Genomic DNA, 26,438 nt, shown 5'->3' with positions numbered 1-26,438 from the left:
CACGCATCGGCCGCGGGGCGAGACCCCTTCGACGGAAGTCGCCGTCTCCCGCTGCCCGGCCCCGCCGGACGGCACACGCGGTGCGACTTTCGTCCACGGCCGTGCGACTTCAGTCGACCATGCCCCGCGCGGTGCGGTGACACGGCCCCCGGCTGCGTAGATTCGTCGACCGTGAAGGACGACGACACGGCACCGCAGACGCCGGCGTTCACGGGACGCCGGTGGCTGTTCCCGTCCGCCGTGATCCACGAACTCGACCCGGACGGCACACCGCCCGGACGGCCCCGGCGCACCGCGCGGGACTGGGCCGTCGACTTCACCTGCTTCCTGCTCTCCGTCGTCGTCGGCATCGCCGGCGCGGACACCGTCGCCGACGACCCCGCCATCCCCGAGAGCCTCGCGATCACCGACCAGCTGCTCGGCGCGCTCGCCTGCGCCGCCGTCTGGCTGCGCCGCCGCCGGCCCGTCGGGCTCGCCGTCGCGATGACCGTCCTCAGCGTGGTCTCCACCACCTCCGGCGGGGTCGGCCTGGTCGCCCTGTTCACGGTCGCCGTGCACCGGCCCTTCCGCCACGTCGCCTGGCTCGGTGGCGCCAACCTCGCGCTGATCCCGTTCCTCTTCTGGCTGCGCCCCGAACCCGGCCTGCCGTACCTGGCGTCCGTCGTGATCACCGCGCTGCTCACCCTCGCCGTCATCGGCTGGGGCATGTTCGTCCGCTCCAAACGGCAGCTCATGCTGAGCCTGCGGGACCGCGCCCGGCGCGCCGAGACGGAGGCCCGGCTGCGGGCCGAGCAGGCCCAGCGGCTCGCCCGCGAGGCCATCGCCCGCGAGATGCACGACGTCCTCGCCCACCGGCTGACGCTGCTCAGCGTGCACGCCGGCGCGCTGGAGTTCCGGCCCGACGCCTCCCGCGAGGAGATCGCCCGCGCGGCCGGCGTGATCCGGGAGAGCGCCCACGAGGCACTGCAGGACCTGCGCGAGATCATCGGGGTGCTGCGGGCGGGGGAGCCGGACGACGCGGGCCGGCCGCAGCCCACGCTCGCCGCCCTGGACGCGCTGGTCGCCGAGTCCCGCCAGGCCGGCATGAAGGTCACCCTCGTCAACCACGTCACCGACCCTGCCGCCGTCCCCGCCTCCGTCGGCCGCACCGCCTACCGCGTCGCCCAGGAAGGCCTCACCAACGCCCGCAAGCACGCGCCCGGCACGGAGGTCACCGTCCGCGTCTTCGGCACCCCCGGCGACGGCCTGGCCGTCCACGTCGCCAACCCCGCCCCCGACGGCGACGTCCCGCCCGTCCCCGGCTCCGGCCAGGGCCTGATCGGCCTCACGGAACGGGCCACGCTGGCCGGGGGGCACCTGGAGCACGGACCGCGCGGTGACGGCGGCTTCGAGATCCGCGCCTGGCTCCCGTGGCACGAGCAGGCGCCCTCGCGACTCGGGGCGCGGTGAGGGCGGGGACGGACAGCGGGGGCGCGGGGGGAGGCCGGGTGGCAGGCAGGGGGGTCGTCCGCGCGGCACTGGCCGTGGCGCAAGACCCGTCCCCGGCCCGGGGCGCGGCACCCGGCGGCCATGATTTCGTAGCCCCATGACTGCGATCCGACTCCTCCTCGTCGACGACGACCCCCTGGTCCGGGCGGGGTTGTCCTTCATGCTGGGCGGGGCCGACGACGTCGAGATCGTCGGGGAGGCCGCCGACGGCGACGAGGCCGAGGCGATGGTTGAGCGGGTCCGGCCGGACGTGGTGCTCATGGACATCCGGATGCCGACGGTCGACGGGCTCACCGCCACCGAGCGGCTGCGGGCCCGCGCGGACGCCCCCCAGGTGGTCGTGCTGACCACGTTCCACGCCGACGAGCAGGTGCTGCGGGCGCTGCGCGCGGGCGCCGCCGGGTTCGTCCTCAAGGACACCCCGCCCGCCGAGATCCTCGACGCGGTGCGCAAGGTCGCGGCCGGTGATCCCGTCCTCTCGCCCGCCGTGACCCGGCAGCTGATGGCCCACGCGGCCGGCACCGCCGCCGACACCCGCCGTACGCGCGCGCGGCAGCGCATCGCCGTGCTCGGGGAGCGGGAACGCGACGTCGCCGTCGCGGTCGGCCGGGGCCTGTCCAACGCCGAGATCGCCGCCCGGCTGTTCATGAGCGTGCCCACCGTCAAGACCCACGTCTCACGCGTCCTGGCCAAGCTCGACCTCAACAACCGCGTGCAGATCGCGCTGCTGGCCTACGACGCCGGACTCCTGGACCTGCCCGAGGAGGACCCCACGGCGGGGCACTGAACCGGCCGCCCGTCCGTTGGACAGGTGATCGACGCGAGAGGAAGAGCCATGGGGGAAGTCATCGACCTGGGCGCGTACGGCGACACGTTCCGCGCCGACCCGCATCCGGCGTACGCCGCGCTGCGCGAGCTCGGCCCGGTGCACCGCGTGCGGCTGCCGGAACCCGACGGCTACGAGACCTGGCTCGTCGTCGGGTACGAGGAGGCGCGTGCCGCGCTCGCCGACCCGAGGCTGTCCAAGGACGGCAGCCGGATCGGCCTGACACCGCTGGACGAGGAACTGATCGGGCCGTATCTGCTGGTCGCCGACCCGCCGCGGCACACCCGGCTGCGCGCGCTCGTCACCCGCGCGTTCACCGCGCGCCGGGTGGAGGCCCTGCGCCCGCGCGTCCAGCGGATCACCGACGACCTCCTCGACGCGATGCTCCCGCTCGGCCGCGCCGATCTCGTGGAGTCGTTCGCCTACCCGCTGCCGATCACCGTGATCTGCGAACTGCTCGGCGTGCCGGAGCTGGACCGCGTGGCGTTCCGCAAGCTGTCCACGGAGGTCGTCGCCCCGGTCAGCCTGGCGAGCGGCGAGGACGCCGTGGTGCGGCTCGGCGAGTACCTGACCGAACTGATCGAGGACAAGCGCCGGGCCGGCCCCGCCGAGGACCTGCTCGGCGCCCTGATCGAGACCACCACCGAGGACGGCGACCGGCTCTCCCCGGAGGAACTGCGCGGCATGGCCTACCTGCTGCTCATCGCCGGCCACGAGACGACCGTCAACCTCATCACCAACGGCGTGCACGCCCTGCTCACCCACCCCGAGCAACTGGCCGCGCTGCGTGCCGACATGTCCGTGATCGACGGCGCGGTCGAGGAGATGCTGCGCTACGAGGGACCGGTGGAGGCCGCCACGTTCCGGTACGCCGCCGAGCCCCTGGAGATCGGCGGGACCCGGCTGGAAGCGGGCGAGACGGTCATGATCGGCCTGACCGCGGCCGACCGCGACGGCGCCCGCTATCCCGAGCCCGACCGCTTCGACATCCGCCGCGACCCCCGCGCCCACCTCGCCTTCGGACACGGCATCCACTTCTGCCTGGGCGCGCCGCTCGCCCGCCTGGAGGCCCGCACCGCGATCGCCACCCTGCTCGACCGCGCCCCCGGCCTCGCCCTGGACGGCCCGCCCGGCGCATGGCTGCCGGGGATGCTGATACGGGGGATGCGGAGCCTTCCCGTGCGGTGGTAGCCGAGCGCCGTGCGGTGATGGCCGACCTCACCGGGTTCACCGGGTCACCTGAGTCACCGGGTCACCTGGTTCCCCGGGCTCACCGTCTCAGCGGAACACCGCCTCCGCCCCGCCCGCGATCTCGGCCAGCCGCACCGGTCTGCGTTCGCGGCGCGAGCGTTCGCAGGCCTCTGCGATGCGCAGTGCCTGAAGGGCCTCCCGGCCGTCGCACGGGTTGGCCCGCTCGCCCCGCACCACCTCCACGAACGCGGCGAGCTCGGCCTCGTACGCGGGCCCGAAGCGCTCCAGGAAGCCGGTCCACGGCCGGGGCGCGGCGGGCGGCCCGGCCGGCTCGGTGGACGCGATCGGCGTGCGGTCGTCCAGGCCGACGACGATCTGGTCCCGCTCCCCGGCCAGCTCCATGCGCACGTCGTAGCCCGCCCCGTTCAGCCGGGCGGCCGTCGCGGTGACCAGCGTGCCGTCGTCCAGGGTGAGCAGCGCGGCGCCGGTGTCGACGTCGCCCGCCGCGCGGAACATCGGCGGACCGGCGTCGGACCCGGTGGCGTACACCTCCACCACCTCGCGGCCGGTCACCCAGCGCGCGATGTCGAAGTCGTGGATCAGCGTGTCCCGGAACAGCCCGCCGGACAGCGGCAGGTACTCGGCGGGCGGCGGCGTCCGGTCGGAGGTGGTCGCCCGCACGGTGTGCAGCCGCCCGAGCCGCCCCGAGCGGACCGCCTCGCGGGCGCCGGTGTAGCCGACGTCGAAGCGGCGCTGGAAGCCCATCTGGAGGACGGTCCCGGCCGCCTCCACCTCGGCCAGCGCGTGCAGCGTGCCGGGCAGGTCGAGCGCGATCGGCTTCTCGCAGAACACCGGCAGCCCGGAGCGTGCCGCCCGGCCGATCAGCTCGGCGTGGGCCGACGTCGTCGTGGTGATCACCATGGCGTCCACGCCCCACCGGAAGATCTCGTCCGCGCCGGGCGCGGCCGTCTCGCCCAGCCGCTGGGCCAGCTCCAGCGCCCGCGCGGGGTCCGCGTCCGTCAGGATCAGGGAGCCGACGTCCCGGTGACGGCTGAGCGTGTTCGCATGGAAGGTGCCGATGCGACCCGTACCGATGACCCCGATGCGCATGGAATCAAGGTGGGGTCCGACCGGGCACACTGTCAATCCTCATGTCCGGACAATCGGACTACACAACTTCCCGTCAACCGGTCACGAAAGCTACGCTCGGCCCGTGCCGAAACCAGATGCCGACCCGACCGTCCAGCTCGACCTCAGCGTGGACCGGAGCTCTCCGGTGCCCCTGTACTTCCAGTTGTCCCAGCAGCTGGAGGCCGCGATCGAGCGGGGAGCGCTGACCCCGGGCAGCCTGCTGGGCAACGAGATCGAGCTGGCCGCCCGGCTCGGCCTGTCCCGGCCCACCGTCCGCCAGGCCATCCAGTCCCTGGTCGACAAGGGGCTGCTGGTGCGCCGCCGCGGCGTCGGCACCCAGGTCGTGCACAGCCAGGTCAAGCGACCGCTGGAGCTGAGCAGCCTCTACGACGACCTGGAGGCGGCCGGCCAGCGCCCCGCCACGAAGGTCCTGGTCAACACCGTCGTCCCCGCGTCCGCCGAGGTCGCCGCCGCGCTCGGGGTGGCCGAGGACAGCGATGTGCACCGCGTGGAGCGGCTGCGCCTCGCGCACGGCGAGCCGATGGCGTACCTGTGCAACTTCCTGCCGACCGGGCTGCTCGACCTGGACACCGCGCAGCTGGAGGCCACCGGCCTGTACCGGCTGATGCGGGCCGCCGGCATCACCCTGCACAGCGCCCGGCAGTCCATCGGCGCCCGCGCCGCCGGCGCCGCCGAGGCCGAGCGGCTCGGCGAGACCGAGGGCGCGCCGCTGCTGACCATGCAGCGCACCACCTTCGACGACACCGGCCGCGCCGTCGAGTACGGCACCCACACCTACCGCCCGGCCCGCTACTCCTTCGAGTTCCAGCTCCTCGTACGACCGTGACCGCCCCGCCCGTCGGCGCCGGATACGTCGCAATGTCAGGACAATGCGACCGACGCGCGATCCCCGGTCGCCGAGGGCGCGGGCCCCGTGTTCGATACTGGGGCGTTTGGGGCCGGTGCGACCGGCTCCCGACGTACCGCAGAACACAGCAAGAAGGGCACGGCCTCGTGGCACGGTTTCGGACCTGGGTAGGCATCGCGGTGGCAGGGGCGCTGGCACTGTCCCTCGCGGGGTGCAGCAGCACCGGCGGCAAACGCGCCGAGGACGCCCGCAAGGCCGCGGCCGCCCGAGGCGGGGCGGCGGTGACCACCCCCCGCTGGACCTTCGCCATGATCACCCACTCCGGTGACGGCGACACCTTCTGGGACATCGTCCAGAGCGGCGCGAAGGAGGCCGCCGCCAAGGACAACATCAACTTCCTGTACTCCCACGACGACGAGGCGCAGCAGCAGGCCCAGCTGGTCGACGCGGCCATCGACAAGAAGGTCGACGGCATCATCGTCACCCTCGCCAAGCCCGACGCGATGAAGGCCGCCGTCGCCCGCGCGGTGAAGGCCGGCATCCCCGTGGTGACCGTGAACTCCGGCTCCGAGGAGTCCAAGGACTTCGGCGCGCTCACCCACATCGGCCAGGACGAGACCATCGCCGGGCAGGCCGTCGGCGAGGAGCTGAACGAGCGCGGCAGGAAGAAGGCGGTCTGCGTCCTGCACGAGCAGGGCAACGTCGGCCACGAGCAGCGGTGCGCCGGGGTCAGGGAGACCTTCGAGGGTGACGTGCGGAACCTCTACGTCAACGGCACCAGCATGCCCGACGTGCAGTCCGCCATCGAGGCCAAGCTCCAGGCGGACAAGTCCGTCGACGCCGTCGTCACCCTCGGCGCCCCGTACGCCGACACCGCCGTCAAGGCCAAGCAGGGCGCGGGCAGCGACGCCGAGATCGACACCTTCGACCTGAACGCCAAGGTCGCCGCCGGCCTGAAGGACGGCACCCTCGGCTTCGCCGTCGACCAGCAGCCGTACCTCCAGGGCTACCAGGCCGTCGACCTGCTGTGGCTGTACAGGTACAACGCCGACGTCCTCGGCGGCGGCAAGCCCGTGCTCACCGGCCCGCAGATCATCACCGAGGACCAGGCGGCCGAGCTGGAGGAGTACACGAAGCGGGGCACCCGATGAGCGCGACCACCACCACCGACGAACGCCTGCTGCGCACCTCCCCGCTGCGCAGACTCCTCGGCCGCCCGGAACTGGGCTCGGTCGTCGGCGCCCTCGCCGTCTTCGTCTTCTTCGCGTTCGCCGCCGACAGCTTCCTGCGCGCCTCCAGCCTGAGCACCGTCCTGTACGCGTCCTCCACCATCGGCATCATGGCCGTCCCGGTAGCGCTGCTGATGATCGGCGGCGAGTTCGACCTGTCGGCCGGTGTCATGGTGACGTCGTCCGCGCTGATCTCGTCGATGTTCAGCTACCAGATGACCGCCAACGTTTGGGTCGGCGTCGGCGTCTCCCTGCTGGCCACCCTGGCCATCGGCGCCTTCAACGGGTTCATGCTGGCCCGCACCGGGCTGCCCAGCTTCATCATCACGCTCGGCACCTTCCTGATGCTGACCGGCATGAACCTCGGCTTCACCAAGCTGATCTCCGAGACGGTCTCCACCAAGACCATCGCCGACATGGAGGGCTTCCCCGCCGCCCGCGACGTCTTCGCCTCCACGCTCACGATCGGCGGCGTCGACTTCAAGATCACCATCCTGTGGTGGTTCGCACTGGTCGCCGTGGCCTCCTGGATCCTGCTGCGCACCCGCGCCGGCAACTGGATCTTCGCGGTCGGCGGCAACAAGGACGCGGCCCGCGCGGTGGGCGTCCCGGTCACCGCCACCAAGATCGGCCTCTACATGGGCGTGGCCTTCGGCGCCTGGATCGCCGGCCAGCACCTGCTCTTCTCGTACGACGTCGTCCAGTCCGGCGAGGGCGTCGGCAACGAGCTGATCTACATCATCGCCGCCGTCATCGGGGGCTGCCTGATCACCGGCGGCTACGGCAGCGCGGTCGGCTCGGCGGTCGGCGCGTTCATCTTCGGCATGACCAGCAAGGGCATCGTCTTCGCCGAGTGGAACCCCGACTGGTTCAAGTTCTTCCTCGGAGCGATGCTGCTCCTCGCGACCCTGCTCAACGCCTGGGTCCGCAAGCGCGCGGAGGCCACGAAATGACGGACACGGCGATACGCACGGCGCTCGTGGAGCTGTCCGGCGTCAGCAAGCACTACGGCAACGTCCGCGCCCTCGAGGGGGTCTCCCTGGAGGTCCACCCGGGCGAGATCACCTGCGTCCTGGGCGACAACGGCGCCGGCAAGTCCACCCTCATCAAGATCATCGCGGGTCTGCACCAGCACGACGCCGGCACCTTTCGCGTCGACGGCGAGGAGACCCGCCTCGGCTCCCCGCGCGAGGCCCTGGACCGCGGCATCGCCACGGTCTACCAGGATCTGGCCGTCGTCCCCCTCATGCCGGTCTGGCGGAACTTCTTCCTCGGCTCCGAACCCCGCAAGGGTGCCGGCCCCTTCAAGCGCATGGACGTCGACCACATGCGCCGCACCACCCACGCCGAACTCCTCCGCATGGGCATCGACCTGCGCGACGTCGACCAGCCCATCGGCACCCTCTCCGGCGGCGAACGCCAGTGCGTCGCCATCGCGCGGGCGGTGTACTTCGGCGCCAAGGTCCTGATCCTCGACGAGCCGACCGCCGCGCTGGGCGTCAAGCAGTCGGGCGTGGTCCTGAAGTACGTGGCCGCCGCGCGCGACGAGGGTCTGGGCGTTGTCTTCATCACGCACAACCCGCATCACGCGTACCTGGTGGGCGACAGGTTCGTCCTGCTTCGGCGGGGCACCATGGTCGGGAATCACACCCGGGACGACATCACGCTGGACGAGCTGACGGAGCAGATGGCAGGCGGAACCGACCTGGCAGATCTTCGCCGGGAACTGAAGGGTCTCCAAGGGGCGCGGGGAACTGCGCGAGCAACGACGACGGCGCCGCACCCGGCATAGAACCCGGAACCACGCAGTTCGGCACCCCGCACCCCCGTGAGGCACAATCGGCGGCGATGAGCACCTACGGCACCTTCACCGCCCCCATCGGCTCCCGGCGTGCCCCTGCCCTCAGAACGATCGGCACCCGGGAACGCCGCTCCCACCTGACCGCACCCCGCGTGCCCACGGTCGGCATCGACATCGGCGGCACCAAGGTGATGGCGGGCGTCGTCGACGCCGACGGCAACATCCTGGAGAAGCTGCGCACGGAGACCCCGGACAAGTCCAAGAGTCCCAAGGTCGTCGAGGACACCATCGTCGAGCTGGTCCTGGACCTGTCCGACCGGCACGACGTGCACGCCGTCGGCATCGGCGCGGCCGGCTGGGTCGACGCCGACCGCAACCGGGTGCTGTTCGCCCCCCACCTGTCGTGGCGCAACGAACCGCTGCGCGACCGCATCGCCGGGCGCCTCGCGGTCCCCGTGCTCGTCGACAACGACGCAAACACCGCCGCCTGGGCGGAGTGGCGCTTCGGCGCGGGCCGCGGCGAGGACCACCTCGTCATGATCACCCTCGGTACCGGGATCGGCGGCGCCATCCTGGAGGACGGCCAGGTCAAGCGCGGCAAGTTCGGAGTCGCCGGCGAGTTCGGCCATATGCAGGTGGTGCCCGGCGGCCACCGCTGCCCGTGCGGCAACCGCGGCTGCTGGGAGCAGTACAGCTCCGGGAACGCGCTGGTCCGCGAGGCCAGGGAGCTGGCCGCCGCCGACTCGCCGGTGGCGTACGGGATCATCGAGCACGTCAAGGGGCAGATCGGCGACATCACCGGCCCCATGATCACCGAGCTGGCCCGCGACGGCGACGCGATGTGCGTCGAACTGCTCCAGGACATCGGCCAGTGGCTCGGCGTCGGCATCGCCAACCTGGCCGCCGCCCTCGACCCGTCCTGCTTCGTCATCGGCGGCGGCGTCTCGGCCGCGGACGACCTGCTGATCGGCCCCGCGCGGGACGCCTTCAAACGCCACCTCACCGGGCGCGGATACCGCCCCGAGGCCCGCATCGTCCGCGCCCAGCTCGGCCCCGAGGCCGGCATGGTCGGCGCCGCCGACCTCGCCCGGCTGGTGGCCCGCCGCTTCCGCCGCGCCAAGCGCCGCCGCGTGGAGCGCTACGAGCGCTACGAACGGTACGCGCAGGCCCGCCGCGCCGAGGATTCGCTGTGACGGCGGGGCCCCTGCCGTACCAGCCGGGCCCGGCGGACGGGGAGCGCCCCGCCGAGGACCGGAGCCACATGATCCGCCGCCGGGCGCTGACCCTGCTGATCATCGTGCTGCTCATCGGCATCCCGGCCGGCTACCTGGTGATCTCCGCCAACCAGAGCCGCGACAGCGGCAAGGACAAGGAGGAGAAGTACTCCGCGACCGGCCTCACCGAGGGCTGGCCGTCGAAGGTGCAGCGCCGCCTCTACCAGGTGCCGATACCGCACCCGGCGAACAAGGTCGCCTGGTACGAGACGAACAACTGGAAGACCAGCCGCCTCTACGTCCAGTTCCAGACCACGCACGACGGTCTGGACGCCTTCCTGGCGGAGCTGGGCGCCGACCGGCACGACCTCGTCAAGGACGACATCACCATCGGCGCCCGCGACCGCGCCGTCAGCGGCTGGACGTTCTCCGGCCCCACCGCCCGCCCCGGCCCGGACTACGGCCTCGTGCGCACACAGAAGAACCCGAAACCGTCGCAGAACGTCGTCGTGAACTTCGGCAATCCGACGTACCCGATGGTGTACGTCGTCTCCCGCACGGTTCCCTGACGAGACCGGCCCCGGACCGGCGCCGGGGCCGATTGTCAGACCCTCCCCGTAGAGTCGAAGACGACTGATCGGAACATCCGGGCGGGAGGTGACAGGACGTATGCGCGACACGGCGGCGGCCGAGCCGGCGGACCTTCGCGTGCCCGCGGGACTCGCGGCCGTCTTCCTGCCCGCACCCCTCCCGCGCGACGGCCGGATCGCCTTCTGGAACCCCGACGGCGGCACCCCGGCGAACCTCCCCGCCGCCGAACCCACGGAACTGACGGTCGTACGGCCCCACGGCTCCGGAGTACGCCGCAAGCAGGCCCCCGCGCTCAGCGTGCCGCTCGGCGAGGCCCTGCCCCTGCTGGTCCGCGCGCGGCACGACCCCGCCGCCCACCCCGCCACCGCCTGCTGGGGAGCGGCGGCCCTGCACGCCCTGCGGCTCGCCGCCCGCGGCCGCTTCCTGCCCGGTCTCACGCCGACCGGCCACGACGCCTGGCGGGCCGGCCCGCTCGACCCGGACGACCTCGCCCACCTGCGCGCCGTCGCCGCCGCCCTGCCCCACGAGGGCCACGCGGTGCCCCTGCCCGGCCCCGGCCCGCTCCGGCTGCCCGAGCCGGAGGCACTGATGCGCTCCTTCCTGGACGCGGTCGCGGACACCCTGCCCCGCACCCCCGCCGCCCCGCACGCCTGCGGACGCCCCTTCGCCGACCGCCGCCCCCAGCGCCTGCCGGACGGCCACGACTGGGCCGCCGAGGTCGCCGCCGGCATGGACGCGGGCGTGCGCGTCTCGCTCCGGCTCGACCTCGCCGCCTACGACCTGTTCGACACCGGCCAGGACAGCGCGGGCGGCGAACGGCTGCGCCGCGCGGGCGCCGCGATCGTCCAGGTGCACAGCCTCGCCGACCCCACGCTCGTGACCGACGCGGCCACGCTGTGGGCGGGCGGGGCGGACACGGAGTTCGGCCCCCGAGCCCGCGTCGACGCCGCGCTCGCCGTCCGCCGCGCGGCCCGCGTCTGGCCCCCGCTGGACCGGCTCGCCGAGCAGGACGTACCCGACGCCCTGGCCCTCTCCGAGGACGAGCTGGGCGACCTGCTGGGCGTCGCCGCCACCCGCCTCGCCGCCGCGGGAGTCGCCGTGCACTGGCCGCGCGACCTCGCCCGCGACCTCACCGCCGCCGCCGTGGTGCGGTACGCGCCGGGCTCCGCGACCGACGGCACCGGCTTCTTCGAGAGCGAGGAACTGCTCCAGTTCCGCTGGCAGCTCGCCCTCGGCGGCGAACCGCTCAGCGAGGCCGAGATGGACTCCCTCGCGGAGGCCCACCGGCCCGTGGTCCGGCTGCGCGACCAGTGGGTACTCGTCGACCCGGCCCTCGTCCGCAAGGCCCGCAAACGCGAACTCGGCCTGCTCGACCCCGTCGACGCGCTCTCCGCCGCCCTCACCGGCACCGCGGAGGTCGACGGCGAGACCGTCGAGGCGGTCCCGGTCGGCGCCCTCGCCGCCCTGCGCGACCGCCTCACCGCCGGGGTGCGCCCCGCCGAGCCGCCCGCCGGGCTGCGCGCCACCCTGCGCGACTACCAGCTCCGCGGCCTGGCCTGGCTCGACCTCATGACCTCCCTCGGCCTCGGCGGCTGCCTCGCCGACGACATGGGCCTCGGCAAGACGATCACCGTCATCGCCCTGCACCTGAAGCGGGCCCGCCCCGAGCCGACCCTCGTCGTCTGCCCGGCCTCCCTGCTCGGCAACTGGCAGCGGGAGATCGAGCGGTTCGCCCCCGGCGTCCCGGTCCGCCGCTACCACGGCACCGGCCGCACCCTGGACGACCTCGGCGGCGGCTTCGTCCTCACCACCTACGGCACCATGCGCTCGGCCGCCCCGCTCCTCGCCGAACAGCCCTGGGGCATGGTCGTCGCCGACGAGGCGCAGCATGTCAAGAACCCGTACTCGGCCACCGCGAAGGCGCTGCGGACCATCCCCACGCCCGCCCGCGTGGCCCTCACCGGCACTCCCGTCGAGAACAACCTCTCCGAGCTGTGGGCCCTGCTCGACTGGACCACGCCCGGACTGCTGGGCCCCCTGAAGTCCTTCCGCGCCCGGCACGCCCGCGCCGTGGAGAACGGCGAGGACGAGGAGGCGGTGACCCGGCTGGCCCGCCTCGTCCGCCCCTTCCTGCTGCGCCGCAAGAAGTCCGACCCGGGCATCGTCCCCGAACTGCCGCCCAAGACGGAGACCGACCACCCCGTCCCCCTCACCCGCGAACAGGCCGCGCTCTACGAGGCGGTGGTCCGCGAGTCGCTGCTCGCCATCGAGACGGCCGAGGGCATGGCACGCCGGGGACTCGTCCTGAAGCTGCTGACCTCCCTCAAGCAGATCTGCGACCACCCCGCGCTGTACCTCAAGGAGGAGCCCGGACAGCGCGGCGGCGTCGACCGGAACGCGGCCCGCTCCGGCAAACTCGCCCTGCTGGACGAACTGCTGGACACACTCCTCGCGGAGGACGGCTCGGCGCTGGTCTTCACGCAGTACGTGGGCATGGCCCGCCTCATCACCGCCCACCTCGCCGCCCGCGCGGTCCCCGTCGACCTGCTGCACGGCGGCACACCCGTGCCCGAGCGCGAGCGGATGGTCGACCGTTTCCAGGGCGGCGAGACCCCGGTCCTCGTCCTCTCCCTCAAGGCGGCCGGCACCGGCCTGAACCTCACCCGCGCGGGCCACGTCGTCCACTTCGACCGCTGGTGGAACCCGGCCGTCGAGGAACAGGCCACCGACCGCGCGTACCGCATCGGCCAGACCCAGCCCGTACAGGTCCACCGCCTCGTCACCGAGGGCACGGTGGAGGACCGCATCGCCGAGATGCTGGCGTCCAAGCGCGCCCTGGCCGACGCGATCCTCGGCTCCGGCGAGGCGGCCCTCACCGAGCTGACGGACCGTGAGCTGACCGACCTGGTCTCGCTGCGGAGGACGGAGTCATGAGCGAGGTGTCGCGGGAGCGGGGCGCCGAGGGCGCGGGCGCCGACGAGGCCGTGGTCGCGCGGACCGGCAGCGAGGGGGAAGGCGTCGAGGAGACGCGGTCCGCCCGCCCGGGAGACGCGGCGCGCCGCGCGCTGCGCGCGGCTCGGGGGACGCGGGGAGCGGCGGCGGGTACGCCGACGACGGACGCTTCCGGGGACGACGGGACGGCGGCCGGGGGCGTCGAGGACACCGGCACCGGCGACACGGGTGACACGGGCGCCACGGGCGACACCGACGGGACACGCGAGCCCCGTGAACGCCGTGCATCCCGTGAACCCCGTGAGCCCCGTCCCGGTGACGCCGCCCGCGCGGCACTGCGCCGGGCGGTCGCGGCCCGGCGGGGCACCGGGGAGCACCTGGGCGAGCAGGCCGAGGGGGAGGAACGGGCCGCCGGGGAGGTGCGGCAGGCCGACGACCGGTCCACGGGCGACGAGCCGCACCACGAAGCGCACCACGAGCCGCACCACAAGCCGAACGACGAATCGCATGACGAACCGAGCGGCGAAGCGCACCGCACCCCCGCCGGGACGCCCCGGACGGGCGACAGCCGGGACACCCGTCCCGCCGACGCCGCCCGTGACGCGCTCCGCGCCGCCCGCCGGGAACAGGAGAAGGAGCGCGCGGCCACCAAGGCGCCGCGCACCGCCCCGGTGCGCCGCCCGGCCCGCCCCACGTCGTCCACGGACGTGGCCGCCTTCCTGGCGAACGCCTTCCGGATGCCGGCCGACACGGACGGCCCGGCGGAGTCCTCCCACGCCGCTGGCCCCTCCCACGCCGCCGGACCCGCCCACCCCGCCCCGCTCCCGGACGCCAACCTCCGTCCACACCGGGCCACCTCGGCCGACGACGCCGAGACCGTCGCCCGCCCCGAACCCGGCTCCACCCCCCGCTCCATGGCCTCCCCCCGCCGTGACGGCGACCTCCGCCGCACCTTCCCGGCCTTCCCGCCCCGTCCCTCCCAGGGCGACGGCCGGTTCGCGGAGACCTGGTGGGGCGACGCCTGGATCACCGCGTTGGAGGAGGGCGCCCTCGACGCCAAGCGGCTGGCGCGCGGCCGGGGTTACGCCGAGCGGGGCCATGTCGACGCCATCACGGTGACGCCGGGCCTGGTCCTCGCCTATGTGCACGGCAGCCGACCCAGGCCGTACCGGGTGCAGATCCGCCTGCGCACCCTGGACGACGCGGACTGGGAGCGGTTCCTGGACGCGGCGGCGGACCGGCCGGGGCACATCGCCGCGCTGTTGGACAAGCAGATGCCGCACTCCCTCGCGGAGGGTGACGTGCCGCTGCTGCCCGGCCCCGGCGACCTGGAGCCCCGGTGCAGCTGCCCCGACCGCGGCCATCCCTGCAAACACGCCGCAGCCCTGTGTTACCAGACGGCCCGGCTGCTCGACGCCGACCCGTTCGTGCTGCTCCTGCTGCGCGGCCGGGGCGAGCGCGAACTCCTCGACGCACTCTCCCGGTTGAGCGCCACCCGAGCGGCCCGCGCGGCCCAGGACCGGGAGCCGGCACCGCTGCCCGGAGTCCGCGCCGCCGACGCACTCGCCCCGCGTCGACTCCCGCCGCTGCCCGCGCCGTTGCCGGTGCCCCCGCACCCGGAGCAGCCCCCGGCCTACCCGGCGGCGCCCGGCGGCCCCGACCCGCTCGCGCTGGACCAGCTCGCCACCGACGCCGCGGCCCGCGCCCACGCGCTGCTCGCCACCGGCCACGACCCGGCCGCCGGGCTGACCCTGTGGCAGGACGCGGTGCGGCTCGCCGCGGCCCGTCCCGGCGCCGGACTCACCGTCGCCACCCGCGGCCTGTACGCGTCCCTCGCCTCCGCTGCCGGCCGCACCCCCGCCGAGCTGGCGCGCGCGGTCGCCGCCTGGCGGCAGGGCGGCCCGGACGGGCTCGCCGCCCTCGAAGAGCCCTGGGATCCGCCGGCCGGCCGTTTCGACCGGGCCCGACCGCTCCTCCTCGCCGCCGACCTCCCCGCGTTCCGCCCCTGGCGCAACCGCCTCACGCACCCCCGCGGCCACCTCCAGCTCCGCCTCGGCCGCGACGGCCTCTGGTACGGCTACGAGTCCGACCCCGGCGCCGACGACTGGTGGCCCCGCGGCACCCCCGACCCCGACCCGGTGGGCGCCCTCACCGGCCTCGGCGCCTCCGCCGAAGCCTGACCGGCCGTCAGCTCCGGGCCCGGAGGGACCGGCCGGAAACACCCCGTGGCACAGCGCGGAAAGCAAGCGGAGAGAAGCGCCCACCGTGACGGTGGCCCACACTCTGCAAGCGTGACTCCCCACGCCATGAGGCAGGAGGACAACGCGTGAGTGAGACCGCCGCGGTAACGGCACCCACCGAGACGCTCAGAACGTCCTTGTTCGTCCCCGACAGCTTCCCCCGCAGACGGGGACTGATCGTGCTGCTCAGCCTGATCGGCGGCCTGCTGGCCGCGTACGCCTGGTCCGCCGAGTTCGTGGACCACGAGATCGGCTTCAGAACCGCCGACACCCTGCTGGGGCACAACCCGGAGACCACCCCGATCAGCGGCATCGCCGCCGGGGTGGTCTTCGCCTTCGTCACCGGCCTGGCCGGGTCGTTCACCGCGTGCAACATCGCGGTCTTCGGTGCCGTGGGGCCGCTGGCGGGGCGGAAGGAGTCGCGACGGCAGCGGTTCCTGCACACCGTCAAGCCACTGGGCTGGATGGCCGTCGGCATGATCCCGGTGTCCGCCCTCTACGGAGTGATCGTGGGCCTGGCCGGCACCCACATGCCGCAGTTCTCGACCGCCAGGCCCGCCGGCGGAGGCATGACGCCCCGCATCGCCCAGGCGATGATCACCTTCGGGTTCATCGGGCTCGTCATGATCGTCCTCGGCCTGGCCGCACTGGGAGTGATCAGGGATCCGCTGGCGGCCGCCTCCCGGCGGTTCCGCAACGCGCCGCTGGTGCTGATGGGCGTACTGGTCGGCGCCTTCCTGATAGGGCGGCCGTACCCGCTGTTCCGGAGCCTGTTCCGGCACGCGGCGACCACGCAGGACCCGCTGTACGGCGCGGTCGCGTTCACCCTGCAATCGCTGGGCAACGTGCTCGTCATGGCGGTGCTGTTCATCGCGCTGTCCTACGGACTGGGCGGGCGGCTTCAGCGTTGGCTCACCGCGCGGCCGGGCCGGGCGGCCACGCTGACCGCCTCGGCGTTCCTCGTCACCGGTTTCTTCACCCTCATCTACTGGACGGTGCGCATTCTCGGCAGGCTCGACTACATCTGGTTCCCGACGGCTCCCTGGAACAACTGAGCGCGATTCTCCGGAGCGCGCTCAGGAGTCGGTCGCCCAGGACGTCGCCGACGACGAGCCTTTCCCGTACGACGGCGTCGTCACCGGGCCGGTGGAGCGCTTTGACGTCCGCGGAGGCAGCCCTGCCGGCTGCCTCCGCGTAGTCGTCCAGCCGGTCGACGAAGTCGCCGTGACCCAGCTCCCGCAACGTGTCCAGCACACCGGCCGCGGCGGCGAACCCCGCGCTGTGCGGCGACACCCGCCAGCCCTGGCGCTCCGCCACCGCCAGCAGTTCGCCGACGCTCGCGGACGACGGCTCGTCCGCGGCGGCGGGCGGCGTCCCGTCCTGGCCCGCACGGGGGCGGCGCGCCGAGGCGGGGTCCTCGCCGTCGACCGCGGCGAGCGCGTCGCGCACAGCGGTCAGGGAGAGGCCCCCGACGTTCAGCAACGCGCGGATCAGGAGCAGCCGGTGGACGTGCGTGCCGTCGTAGTGCGCCCGGGTGCGGCTGATGAGCCGTCCCGACGTCAGCAGGCCCTCACGCAGGTAGAACTTGATCGTCGGGATGGGAACGCCGGTGACGCGTGAGAGTTCCGCGATGAGCATGGGTCCTCCGTGCCGTCACTCGTGAGCGTGCGTTCCGGGGACCGCCTCGGTCGGCTGCGGCGGGCGGGCGAGCAGGGTGCCCGCGCGGCGCGCGGCCGTGAAGGCCGACCAGGCGACCAGCGCCACGAGATCGCCGTCGCCCGCCCCGCTGCTCCGCACCGGCGCGACGACGGACTCGTCCACCCGGTACGAGGCGCAGGCCGTGAGCAGGGCGAGCCGGCCGACGGCACGGTCGCCCGGGGGCAGCGCTGCCAGCGCGGTGTCCAGCCAGCCGAGCCCGAGCCCCTTGTGGCCGCCGTCCCAGTCGGCCAGCTCCGCGTCGACGAGCGCGCGGACGGAGGACGGGACGACCCGCTCGCCCGCGGCGGAGACGGCCGCCGCGGCGCGGGCGAACGCGCCGGCGACGGTGGGCGTGTTCCGGGCCCACTCGAGGTCGTCGGGGAGCGGAGCGGCCGGCAGCAGATCGAGGGAGCGGCCCGGTTCCCGGTGCGCCCGGGCGCTCTCGCCGAGGGCCCGGGCGAGCAGGCGGGAGGCGGTGCGCCGGGCGGGGGAGGGGATCCGGGCGGGAAGCGGCTCCGGGCCGAGGAACACGTTCACCACGCGGTTGAGGTAGTGGAAGGTCACGGCCACGCCCAGTGCCTCGGGCAGTTCCCGCGGGGCGGGCGGCCGAGCGGGCCGCCCGCCCCTTCCCCCCTGGGCCCAGAGGGCGAGCCCGCGCGACTCGCCCTCCGGAAACGCGGGACCGGCGCCCTGCCCCGACGCCGGGGCGCCGGCCCCGGGCACCAGGCCGCTCAGCGTCGTCCCGTGCACATGGACGCAGTACGGGCACGAGTTGGTCTGGGACACCGCGGTCGCGACGGCCTCCTTGTGGGCGCGCTCCAGCTCCCCGGTGGCGACGAGCGTCTCGCGGAGCACCGTCCACGCGGCGGCCAGCAGCGGCGGGGCGGGGGCGTGCAGCGCGACCGGCGGAGCGAGCATCCCGAAGTCCCGCTCGACCTCCTCGTAGACGGCCGCGACCAGGCCGGACGCGGCGGCGGGCGGCACGCGCCGTACGTATCGCACGTGCGAGAGCGACCGTCGCGCGGCCGGACGGACGAGCGGGTTCGGCATCGTTCTTCTCCCTTTCCCTTGGCCTTGCCCTTTGCCTTCGTGGACTCCCGGCCGGCCTGGTCCGACCGACAGGCTCTAGTCGCGCGCCAGGTACGGGAGTTGTGTCCGTACGCCGCGCCGGCCGGCGGTGTTCCCGTCGGGGGTGGGGGCGCCGTAGGTGACGTCGACGCCGCGTTCGCGGGCCGCCTGGACGATCCCCGGCATGGCGCGTTCGGCCAGGGCGGAGATGGTGAGCGCCGGATTGACCGTGAGGGCGCCGGGCACCGCGGAGCCGTCCGTCACGAAGATGCCGGGGTGGCCGCGCAGCTCGTGCCGGTCGTCGAGGGCGGAGGTGTGGGGGTCGTCGCCGATGCGGACGGAGGCGAGCGGGTGGACCGTGTAGGCGCCCACCACGTCATTGGTCCACGGCATCACACGGGACAGGCCGTCCCGCTCCAGGATGTCCTTCACGACGGCGTCCGACTCGGCCCAGCCGCGCAGGGTGTTGGCGGTCGGCCGGTACTGGATCGGCCCTCGGCCGAGCATCTGCTGCGAGATCCGGACCGCGTTCCCGGTGGGCGGCGGCGGACCGAAGACGCCCTCGTTGTCGTCCTCCACCATCGTGAAGATCGTCAGCCAGGAGCGCCAGCGCCGGACCAGCTCGGTCTTCTCCACGCCGAACCACGTGGGGCCCTGGGCGTCGGGCACCTGGGCGAGGATGGTGCCGAAGCCGGGCGGGAAGTACAGCTGCTCCAGGGAGAACCGGGAGTGCTCGGGCAGCCGGCCGTCGAGGTTGTCCCAGCTCGCCACGACCGGGCCCTTGCCGATCTGGTTGGCGAGGTAGGCGGTGCCGTCGCCGCGGTCGAGGCCGAGGAGGTCGCGGGCGCGGTCCTCGTCGACTACGGCGGTGTTGAGCCGTTCACCGTTGCCGGAGAAGTACCGGCCGACGGCGTGCGGCATGGCGCCGAGGTCGGCGGCGGAGCGCTGCAGGATGACGGGGGTGGCGCCGGCGCCTGCGGCGAGGACGACGATCTTGGCGTCGATGGTGCCGCTGCCGTTGTGCACCCGGTAGTCGGTGTCGTCGACGACGTTGTAGTGCACCCGGTAGCCACCGCCGTCGGTGCGGGTCAGTTTCTGCACCTCGTGCAGTGGCCGGATCTCGGCGCCGTGGGCCAGCGCGGCGGGCAGGTAGTTCAGCAGCAGCGACCGCTTCGCGTCGAACCGGCAACCCGCCATCATCCAGTTGCAGTTGGTGCACTTCGCGGTGTCGACGGCGGTGGGCACGGGGTTGGCGGTCCGCCCGGCGTGGTCGCAGGCCGCGGCGAACAGCCCGCCGGCGTAGGTGACGTCCTGCCAGCTCTGGGTGGTGACCGGCAGGGCGTCGCTGACCACGTCGTACCAGGGGTCGAGCGTGTCGCGGTTGATCGAGGAGGGCCACATGCGACGGCCGATGCTGCCGGTGCGGTCGAAGACGAAGCGCGGCGCGCGGGGCATCGCCGCGAAGTAGACGACACTGCCGCCGCCGACGCAGTTGCCGCCGAGCAGGCTCATGCCGTCGCCGACGACGAAGTCGAAGATGCGGGTGTAGGAGGACCCCAGGAGGAAGTCGTGCTCGAAGTCATTGGATTCCAGCCACGGCCCGCGTTCGAGAACGGTGACTTTCGCGCCGCCCGCCGCCAGGTGGTACGCGGCGATGGCACCGCCGAAGCCACTGCCCACGACGAGTACGTCGGTGCGTTCGGTGCCGTTCATGCCAGGCTCCCGGAAGGAGTGGTGTCGGGGTGGAGGCGGGCGAGCGGACGCCCGTAGGAGAAGTCGGGGAAGCGCCACAGCCCGTCGGGATCCGGGGCGGCGAAGCCCATGGCGGCCAGCCCCGGATGGCCGGCGGCCATCGCCTCGGTGGTGTGCAGATGGGCGCCGGTGTCGAAGGCCATGTTGCTGAACAGGGCGAGGCTGACCCACAGATCGCGCTCGGGGTGGCCGGGCGCCGTCAGCGCGGTCACCAGGCCGGTGCGGTCGGCGAAGGACAGGGCCACGAACGGGGGCACCTCGGGGTCGAGGGAGATCGCTCGCTGGGCGGCGAGGGCCACGGCGTGGCCGTTGAGCGCGTGGGCGAGGTCCTCCAGGGATTCGGCCAGACCGGTCGCGGGGTTCTGCAGCAGTTCGAGGGCGCCCGCCGCGACGGCGCCGGGGCCGGAGGTGGCACCGGCGACCGCACGGTCGTCCGGATTTCGCTTCTCTCCCGGGACTATGGTGTCGGCGAAGGCTTCCAGTGTGCTAATTGTGTCCTGTTTCGGGGCTGGTTGATCCAGTCGCATCGCTGTACCTTTTCGGCCTGTGGGACGTCTAAGCATCCTGTTGGTTGAATTTGATTCCAGCGGGTGCTGCACTGCTGTCGATGGTCCACGGTCCGCGTGGTGGGGGGCATCTCTGTCATTGCTGTCGGCGAGGCACCGGGCAAAGTGGCGGTATATTCCCGCAGCATGTACCGGCCAAACATCAACGGCCTTCTTGTTCGGGCGCTGATCGGCCGCTAATAATGACATTCGGCGGAGCCGCTTCCGCTTCAGAGACGGTCGCTGCAAGCGCCACCGGCCCAGGTTCTGTCCATCGGCATTTCGTCTCGGCTTCGGAGGACAAATGGCTAGTACAGGGTGCGCGGTCACGGGGATCGAAAGGGCGGTGGAGCGGTCGATCGAAGACATGAAGAGAAGGCTCTCGGAGCCGCTGAGCATTGATGACATGGCGCGTTTTGCCATGTATAGCAAGTTCCACTTCTCGCGGGAGTTCCAGCGGATCACCGGTATCTCTCCCCGGCGTTTTCTCTCCGCGTTAAGGATCCAGGAGGCCAAACGACTCCTGCTGACCACCAGCATGACCGTGACGGAGATCAGTTCCACGGTCGGTTACAGCAGTGTCGGCACATTCAGCTCGCGCTTTGCGAGCAGTGTCGGTCTGCCGCCTTCTGCATACCGCAGACTGGGTGGGTTCGTACGCAAGGTGAACGCCGCGGAAAGGGGCGGGGCCGGAGGGTCGGTATACGGCGCGGTGAGCGCCCCGGTGGGTGCCGACCCGGGCCTCATATACCTCGGCCTGTTTCCCACCAGAGTGCCGGAGGGAAAACCCGTCAGCTGTACCGTGCTGAGCAGGCCGGGCCCATTCGAGATACGGGACGTGCCGATGGGCGCGTGGTACTTGCTGGGGCACTCGGTGCCGGCCTCCGCCCATGAGGCGCTCACCGACGACCAGGCAGTCCACGTCGGTTCCGTCGGCCCCCTCGAGATACTCCCCCGAGTGGCACGTCATCGCATCGATTTCCGGCTGCGCGAGGTGAGTGTGCTGGACCCGCCGGTGCTGATGGCGCTCCAGCGGGTACGGTCGGGCACCTTCACGGCCAATCTGGTCAAGGCGGCCGGGTGACCGGCCGGGTGCGGTGGAGCGACTCCATCGCACCCGGCGCATGCCACGGCGTACCGTTCCTCACCGCACCGTACGGACCGTCACCCGCAGCCCGCCGCGCACCCCGAGCGACAGCATCGGCTCCGGGGCCACGCGAAGACCGGCCACCTTCTCCAGACGGAGCTCGCGGCACAGCAGTGCCACCGTGAACACCGCCTCCATCAGCCCCAGGCTGCTGCCGACACACACCCGCGGGCCCGCGCCGAACGGGATGTGCGCGTAGCGCGGGCGGTCACTCCGCTCCCCGGGCGTGAAGCGCTCGGGCCGGAACTGCCCCGGCGCCTCCCAGAAGTCCGGATGCCGGTGCAGGGTGTAGGGGCAGATCAGGACATCCGCGCCGGCCGGGACGTGATAGCCGCCGATCTCGTCGGCGGCCTGCGCCTGCCGGGGCAGGATCCACACCGGCGGATACAGCCGCATGGCCTCCTCGACCACCATGGCCGTGTAACTCAGCGCGCGCAGATCCTCGTGGCGCGGCAGCCGGTCGCCCAGAACCTGAACCGCCTCCTGGTGCAGCCTGTCCCGCACCTCCGGGTGACGGTCGATCAGGTAGCAGGTCCAGCCCAGGGTCGAGGCGGTCGTCTCGTGGCCGGCCAGCAGCAAGGTGATCAGCTCGTCCCGCAGCCGCCGGTCGCCGACCCGCGGGTCCGGCTCCGCGCGCACCGAGGCGATCAACCGGGACAGCGCGTCGTCCCCCTGCCCGATCGCACCCCGCGCGATCCGCTCCGCCGCCAGCTGCTCGACCACCCGCTGCAGTCGCGCCCGGGCCCGCCGGAAACGCATCTGGTGCGGCAGCGGGATCCACATCGGCACCGCGCCCATGGTGACCATCTCGAACATGGCCTGTTCCTGGACCGCCTCGAAGGCATGGCCGAGGTCGGCGAACTCGTCCAGACCCGTGTCGAGCAGCGTGCGGCCCAGCACGCCCAGCGTCAGCCCCGTCAGCTCCCGCGTCAGGTTCACCGGGCCGCGCCCCTCGTACCGGCGCAGCCGCTCGACCAGCGCCGCCGCCTCCTCGGCGACCGCCCCCGCCTGCTGGGCGATCCGCCGGTGCTGGAAGGCGGGCTGGATGACCTTGCGCTGCCGGCGCCACAGGTCGCCCTCGCTGGTCAGCAGCCCGTCGCCGAGGGCGCGCCGGGACTGGGCCAGACCGATGCCCTTGTGGTAGTTGGCGGCGTTGTCCGCCAGCACGTGCTTGGCGTGGTCGGGGTGGTTGAAGAAGTACAGCGTCTTCGGGCCGAGGGACAGCCGCACCGCGTCCCCGTACCCGGCGGCGGCCGTCATCATCGCCAGGCGGTCCCCGGCCAGTTGCCGCATCAGGGACGGCACGGCACGCAGCGGCGGCGACGGGGGGACCCGCCGGTCCGCACGGGTCACGGCGGTCACCGGTGCTCCGTCCCGGCGGCGATCCGTTCGGCGATCGCCCGCCGCCACAGTTCGTACGCCGGCAGGGGCCCCGACCCGGCGGCCTCCCGCGGCCGGACCTCCTGGGTGATGCGGGCCGCCTCCTCCGGCTCCATGCCGCACAGCACCCGGGTGGCCTCCGCCGTGTGCGGCACCAGCAGCCCGGCGCGCAGCCGCGCCTCCGCGGCGAACGCGCTGCCCTGCGCCAGCGCGCCCCGGTGCGGCCCCGCCTGCTCCCGCAGCAGCGCCAGCTCCTCCTTGTCGCACCCACCCGCGTACGTGGCGGCGAGGCCCGCGCCGCTGTAGAGATCGGCGCGGCGCTCCTTTGGGAAACCCTCGATGGTGGACGCGACGAGACCGGCGTCGGTGCCGCACACGAACCACAGGGCACGGCCGACGCCCTGGTCGATCGCCTGGCCGGTGTAGGACGGGAAGTCGTGCGCGGGCCACGGGAACCGCTCGTCCCGGTACTTGCGGTGCACGTACTTGTCGGTGCGGAAGTACGCCTGGTGGAAGCCGTACCCGTCCAGGACCAGCCAGCGCAGCAGCGGATCGAGCGAGTCGACGTCCGCCCACCGGAAACGCGGCAGCCGGGCCATCGCCCAGCCGATGCCGACGTACACCATGTAGACGTGCGCGCCGCCGCGGCCGGCCAGCAGCCGCTCGACGCCGTTCCGGCCGCCTCCCGGCAGGCCGTCGCGGACGGCGTACCCCATGCCCGCGCCCTCGTAGGCGAACCCGCGGAACCGCTCCGGGATCGCCTCCAGGTGCTCCTCGGCCTCCGCCGTACCGCCGGCGGCCATGGCATGGCCGTAGCCCTCCAGGAACCGGCTGCCGATCGTCTCCAGCAGCTTCTGCGCCTCCGGCGTCTTCCGGTGGAAGCCGCGCGTCTCCAGCAGGGTCTCGGTCACGCTCGGCGTCAGCAACCGGCGCCGCAGCCTGCCCATGGTGCTCGGCATGGAACTCCCCTTCTTGTCGGCTGTCCCTGGGCGTGCGCCGAGGTGCTATCGGCGGGCGGCCACTTCGGGACGGAAGTGAGCACGGATCGCGCGCCGCCAGTGCTCGTAGGCCGGGACCTGGCCCGGGCCACCCGCCGGCGGGGCGCTGTCGTCGGCGAGCGCCACGGCCGCCTCCACCGACAGGCCGGTCAACGCCCGCGTCGCCACGGCCGTGTGCTCCGGCACGAACCCGGCGAGGTCGCGGGCCCGGACCGCGAACACCGCTCCCTGCGCCAGCTCCGGCACATGCCGCCCGGCCAGCCGCCGCAACTCGGCGAACGTGTCCGCGCCGCAGCCGCCGGCGAACGCGGAGGCCAGCCCAGCGCCGCTCCACAGGTCGGCCTGCCGGTGCTCGGCGAACGCGCGGATCGCGGCGTCGACGCGCTCGGGCCGGGCCCCGTGGATGAACCACAGGGCGCGGCCGATGCCCTGGTCCACGGCGCGCGGGAAGTAGTCGGGCGCGCCCTGCCACGGATGACTCGCGGGCACCCGCTGCTCGTCGACCCAGCGGCGGGTGTGGAAATAGGCCAGGTCGAACCCGTAGCCGTCCACCGCGAGCCAGCTCATCACCGGGTGGAACGGCTGGTCGGTGAGATCGGGCAGCACCTTGCCCCACAGCACGCGCGGCAGCCGCGCCATGGCGAAGCCGACGCCGATGTAGGCGAGGAGGATGTGCGGGCGGCCGGGGCCGTCCAGCAGCCGACGGGTGCGGTGGCCGCGGCGGCCCATCACGTCCAGCACGGTGAGCGCCATGGTGGCGCCCTCGTAGCCGAAGCCACGCTGCTCGGGATCCAGGAGCTCCAGACGGTGCGCGATGTCCTCGACGCCGCGTTCCTCCATGGCCCACTCGAAGCCGCACACGACGGCGCGCGGGACGTCCTGGAGACGAGCGGCGGGACTGCCGGCGGGCAGCGGCGGGAAGCCGCGCCGGGCGAACGACACCTCGGCCAGTTCGGGGGCGAGCAGTACGCGCCGGAGCGATCTCAGAGTCCTCGCCACATTTCCCTCCACGAACGACTCGACTGCCACACCATCATCGGCACCCAGGGGACACCGGTGCTTCTTCACGGTTGCGCCTCCCGCCGGGCCGCGCGCCAACAGCACGGTCGGAGAAGTGGACGCGCCCCGCCTCGTCTGAGACTGGGCCCCGCGACAAGCCGCCCGGAGAGAGGACGAGGCATGACACAGCACAGGGACCCCTACGGCGATCTGGTGGCGGAGGGCGACGCCCTCGACGCCCTGCTCGTGGATCTCGACGAGGCCGAGTGGGCGCGGCCGACACCGGCCGAGGGATGGACGGTCCGGCACCAGGTCGGCCACCTGACCATGGTGTTCGGCATGGCCGAGAAGGCCGCCGGGGACCCCGCCGCGTTCAAGGAGTTCGTCGCCAAGGTCACCAATTTCGACCAGGCCGTCCAGCAAGGACTCAAACCGTATCTGCCCCTCGACGGCAAGCAGTTGCTGGACGCCTGGCGGACACAGCGGGCGGCGACCGAGCGGGCGCTGCACGGCGTGCCCCCGGCGCAGCTGGTGCCGTGGCTGGTCCGGCCGATCCCGGCGGCGGTGCTGGCGGCGGCCGGGATGATGGAGATGTTCGCGCACGGCCAGGACGTCGCCGACGCCCTCGGAGTCACCCGCGAGTACACCGACCGGATCCGGCACGTGGCCGAATTCACCGCGATCACCTGGCAGTTCGGCTACCAGTCGCACGGCCTGCCGGAGCCCGGCGAGGGCTTCCGTTTCGAACTGACGGCGCCCTCGGGCGAGGTGTGGACGCTCGGCGTGCCCGACGCGGAGCAGAGGATCACCGGACCCGCCGTCGACCTGTGCCTGCTCGCCACCCGGCGCCGGCACCGCGACGACCTCGCCCTCACCGCGTCCGGACCGGACGCCGACCAGTGGCTGGACATCGCCCAGGCGTACCGCGGCCCGGCCGGTCCCGGGCGCAAGCCCGGCCAGTTCGCCACGCGGGCCCGCTGAGCACGGCCGGCGGGCCGGAGAGTTCGTGTCACCCGGAACCGGGTGACACGGACACCGCCCCGCGGGGGAGCGCCGGAAACCGACGGGGGGCGCATTCCACAGGCGCACGGAAATTCGCGCCCCGAGAGCATGTGAACAGAATCCCAATTGATTCCACAAGCCGCATTCAAAAGGCCGGCGGTGACGAGTCCCGGGCTGTGGCCGAGGATTTTCGCGACGGCCCGCCCGCGGCGCTTCTTCGAGCTTGCCGACTGCCCTGACGTGCGCAGTCCCGGCTAGCAAGCCGGGAGATGCCGACCGCACGGTAATCCCGGATCGTAGCTGTGGAATCAAATCTCG

At 73.2% G+C, this 26,438-nt stretch carries 22 protein-coding genes; 14 read left to right on the top strand and 8 right to left on the bottom strand.

Annotation, left to right across the window (positions count from 1 at the left end; all coding sequences use genetic code 11):
* Window positions 1-171: 171 nt before the first annotated feature.
* The 3 genes from ACSU6L_RS07470 to ACSU6L_RS07460 all read left to right on the top strand — a co-directional run bounded on the left by ACSU6L_RS07470 (window position 172) and on the right by ACSU6L_RS07460 (window position 3,505).
* Window positions 172-1,449 (top strand): sensor histidine kinase, encoded by a 1,278-nt coding sequence (locus tag ACSU6L_RS07470; protein WP_437054773.1) that lies wholly within the window; start codon window positions 172-174, stop codon window positions 1,447-1,449.
* 136 nt (window positions 1,450-1,585) lie between these two features.
* Window positions 1,586-2,275 (top strand): response regulator, encoded by a 690-nt coding sequence (locus tag ACSU6L_RS07465; protein WP_437054771.1) that lies wholly within the window; start codon window positions 1,586-1,588, stop codon window positions 2,273-2,275.
* A gap of 48 nt (window positions 2,276-2,323) precedes the next feature.
* Complete coding sequence (locus tag ACSU6L_RS07460) at window positions 2,324-3,505, top strand: cytochrome P450 family protein (protein ID WP_437054769.1); 1,182 nt, start codon at window positions 2,324-2,326, stop codon at window positions 3,503-3,505.
* An 87-nt stretch (window positions 3,506-3,592) separates the two neighbouring features.
* Here the strand turns inward: ACSU6L_RS07460 and ACSU6L_RS07455 are convergent, their stop codons facing one another.
* The gene (locus tag ACSU6L_RS07455) at window positions 3,593-4,615 is read right to left on the bottom strand and encodes a Gfo/Idh/MocA family protein (RefSeq protein WP_437054767.1); all 1,023 of its coding nucleotides are present in this window, start codon (window positions 4,613-4,615) and stop codon (window positions 3,593-3,595) included.
* Window positions 4,616-4,718: 103 nt separating this feature from the next.
* On the opposite strand from ACSU6L_RS07455, the gene ACSU6L_RS07450 reads away from it, so the two are divergent.
* The 9 genes from ACSU6L_RS07450 (at window position 4,719) to ACSU6L_RS07410 (ending at window position 16,586) form a co-directional block, all read left to right on the top strand.
* Window positions 4,719-5,483 carry a GntR family transcriptional regulator gene (locus tag ACSU6L_RS07450; RefSeq protein WP_437054765.1) on the top strand — a complete coding sequence of 255 codons (765 nt, stop codon included), beginning with the start codon at window positions 4,719-4,721 and terminating at the stop codon, window positions 5,481-5,483.
* 167 nt (window positions 5,484-5,650) lie between these two features.
* Window positions 5,651-6,655 carry a sugar ABC transporter substrate-binding protein gene (locus tag ACSU6L_RS07445; protein ID WP_437054763.1) on the top strand — a complete coding sequence of 335 codons (1,005 nt, stop codon included), beginning with the start codon at window positions 5,651-5,653 and terminating at the stop codon, window positions 6,653-6,655.
* Window positions 6,652-7,686 (top strand): ABC transporter permease, encoded by a 1,035-nt coding sequence (locus ACSU6L_RS07440; protein WP_437054761.1) that lies wholly within the window; start codon window positions 6,652-6,654, stop codon window positions 7,684-7,686. The genes ACSU6L_RS07445 and ACSU6L_RS07440 overlap by 4 nt, the downstream gene beginning before the upstream one ends.
* Complete coding sequence (locus ACSU6L_RS07435) at window positions 7,683-8,525, top strand: ATP-binding cassette domain-containing protein (protein WP_437054759.1); 843 nt, start codon at window positions 7,683-7,685, stop codon at window positions 8,523-8,525. Before ACSU6L_RS07440 ends, ACSU6L_RS07435 begins: the two co-directional genes overlap by 4 nt.
* Before the next feature lie 56 nt (window positions 8,526-8,581).
* Window positions 8,582-9,727: an ROK family glucokinase gene (locus ACSU6L_RS07430; protein ID WP_437054757.1), complete on the top strand. Its 1,146-nt coding sequence runs from the start codon at window positions 8,582-8,584 to the stop codon at window positions 9,725-9,727.
* Complete coding sequence (locus tag ACSU6L_RS07425) at window positions 9,724-10,317, top strand: sugar kinase (protein ID WP_437054755.1); 594 nt, start codon at window positions 9,724-9,726, stop codon at window positions 10,315-10,317. The genes ACSU6L_RS07430 and ACSU6L_RS07425 overlap by 4 nt, the downstream gene beginning before the upstream one ends.
* 100 nt (window positions 10,318-10,417) lie before the next feature.
* Window positions 10,418-13,273, top strand: a complete 2,856-nt coding sequence (locus ACSU6L_RS07420; RefSeq protein WP_437054753.1) for an SNF2-related protein — start codon at window positions 10,418-10,420, stop codon at window positions 13,271-13,273.
* The gene (locus ACSU6L_RS07415) at window positions 13,270-15,471 is read left to right on the top strand and encodes an SWIM zinc finger family protein (protein ID WP_437054751.1); all 2,202 of its coding nucleotides are present in this window, start codon (window positions 13,270-13,272) and stop codon (window positions 15,469-15,471) included. The genes ACSU6L_RS07420 and ACSU6L_RS07415 overlap by 4 nt, the downstream gene beginning before the upstream one ends.
* A gap of 146 nt (window positions 15,472-15,617) precedes the next feature.
* On the top strand, window positions 15,618-16,586 hold the full coding sequence (locus ACSU6L_RS07410) for a hypothetical protein (protein ID WP_437054749.1): 969 nt from the start codon (window positions 15,618-15,620) through the stop codon (window positions 16,584-16,586).
* Here the strand turns inward: ACSU6L_RS07410 and ACSU6L_RS07405 are convergent.
* The 4 genes from ACSU6L_RS07405 to ACSU6L_RS07390 all read right to left on the bottom strand — a co-directional run bounded on the left by ACSU6L_RS07405 (window position 16,513) and on the right by ACSU6L_RS07390 (window position 20,576).
* Window positions 16,513-17,169 carry a MerR family transcriptional regulator gene (locus tag ACSU6L_RS07405; protein ID WP_437054747.1) on the bottom strand — a complete coding sequence of 219 codons (657 nt, stop codon included), beginning with the start codon at window positions 17,167-17,169 and terminating at the stop codon, window positions 16,513-16,515. The genes ACSU6L_RS07410 and ACSU6L_RS07405 overlap by 74 nt on opposite strands.
* Before the next feature lie 15 nt (window positions 17,170-17,184).
* A complete protein-coding gene (locus ACSU6L_RS07400; protein ID WP_437054745.1) occupies window positions 17,185-18,279 on the bottom strand; it encodes a carboxymuconolactone decarboxylase family protein in 1,095 nt (364 codons plus the stop codon).
* Window positions 18,280-18,354: 75 nt separating this feature from the next.
* A complete protein-coding gene (locus tag ACSU6L_RS07395) occupies window positions 18,355-20,010 on the bottom strand; it encodes an FAD-dependent oxidoreductase (RefSeq protein WP_437054743.1) in 1,656 nt (551 codons plus the stop codon).
* Complete coding sequence (locus tag ACSU6L_RS07390; RefSeq protein ID WP_073942463.1) at window positions 20,007-20,576, bottom strand: DUF5987 family protein; 570 nt, start codon at window positions 20,574-20,576, stop codon at window positions 20,007-20,009. The genes ACSU6L_RS07395 and ACSU6L_RS07390 overlap by 4 nt, the downstream gene beginning before the upstream one ends.
* Window positions 20,577-20,961: 385 nt before the next feature.
* Here ACSU6L_RS07390 and ACSU6L_RS07385 point away from each other — a divergent pair, with 385 nt between their 5' ends.
* A complete protein-coding gene (locus ACSU6L_RS07385) occupies window positions 20,962-21,678 on the top strand; it encodes a helix-turn-helix transcriptional regulator (RefSeq protein ID WP_073942727.1) in 717 nt (238 codons plus the stop codon).
* Window positions 21,679-21,738: 60 nt separating this feature from the next.
* Here the strand turns inward: ACSU6L_RS07385 and ACSU6L_RS07380 are convergent, their stop codons facing one another.
* The 3 genes from ACSU6L_RS07380 to ACSU6L_RS07370 form a co-directional block, all read right to left on the bottom strand.
* Window positions 21,739-23,034, bottom strand: a complete 1,296-nt coding sequence (locus ACSU6L_RS07380; RefSeq protein WP_437064806.1) for a cytochrome P450 — start codon at window positions 23,032-23,034, stop codon at window positions 21,739-21,741.
* A 65-nt stretch (window positions 23,035-23,099) separates the two neighbouring features.
* Complete coding sequence (locus tag ACSU6L_RS07375; protein WP_437054741.1) at window positions 23,100-24,080, bottom strand: DUF1702 family protein; 981 nt, start codon at window positions 24,078-24,080, stop codon at window positions 23,100-23,102.
* Between the two features lie 45 nt (window positions 24,081-24,125).
* Window positions 24,126-25,118, bottom strand: a complete 993-nt coding sequence (locus ACSU6L_RS07370; protein WP_437054739.1) for a DUF1702 family protein — start codon at window positions 25,116-25,118, stop codon at window positions 24,126-24,128.
* Window positions 25,119-25,298: 180 nt separating this feature from the next.
* Here ACSU6L_RS07370 and ACSU6L_RS07365 point away from each other — a divergent pair, with 180 nt between their 5' ends.
* Entirely contained in the window at window positions 25,299-26,099 is an 801-nt protein-coding gene (locus tag ACSU6L_RS07365) for a TIGR03084 family metal-binding protein (RefSeq protein WP_437054737.1), read from the top strand.
* The last annotated feature ends 339 nt before the right edge of the window (window positions 26,100-26,438 follow it).

It is taken from the genome of Streptomyces sp. enrichment culture (assembly GCF_964272855.1).
Classification (GTDB): Bacteria; Actinomycetota; Actinomycetes; order Streptomycetales; family Streptomycetaceae; genus Streptomyces.
The sequence above is the reverse complement of the archived record's forward strand: the minus strand, read 5'-3'. Positions and strand labels throughout refer to the sequence as shown.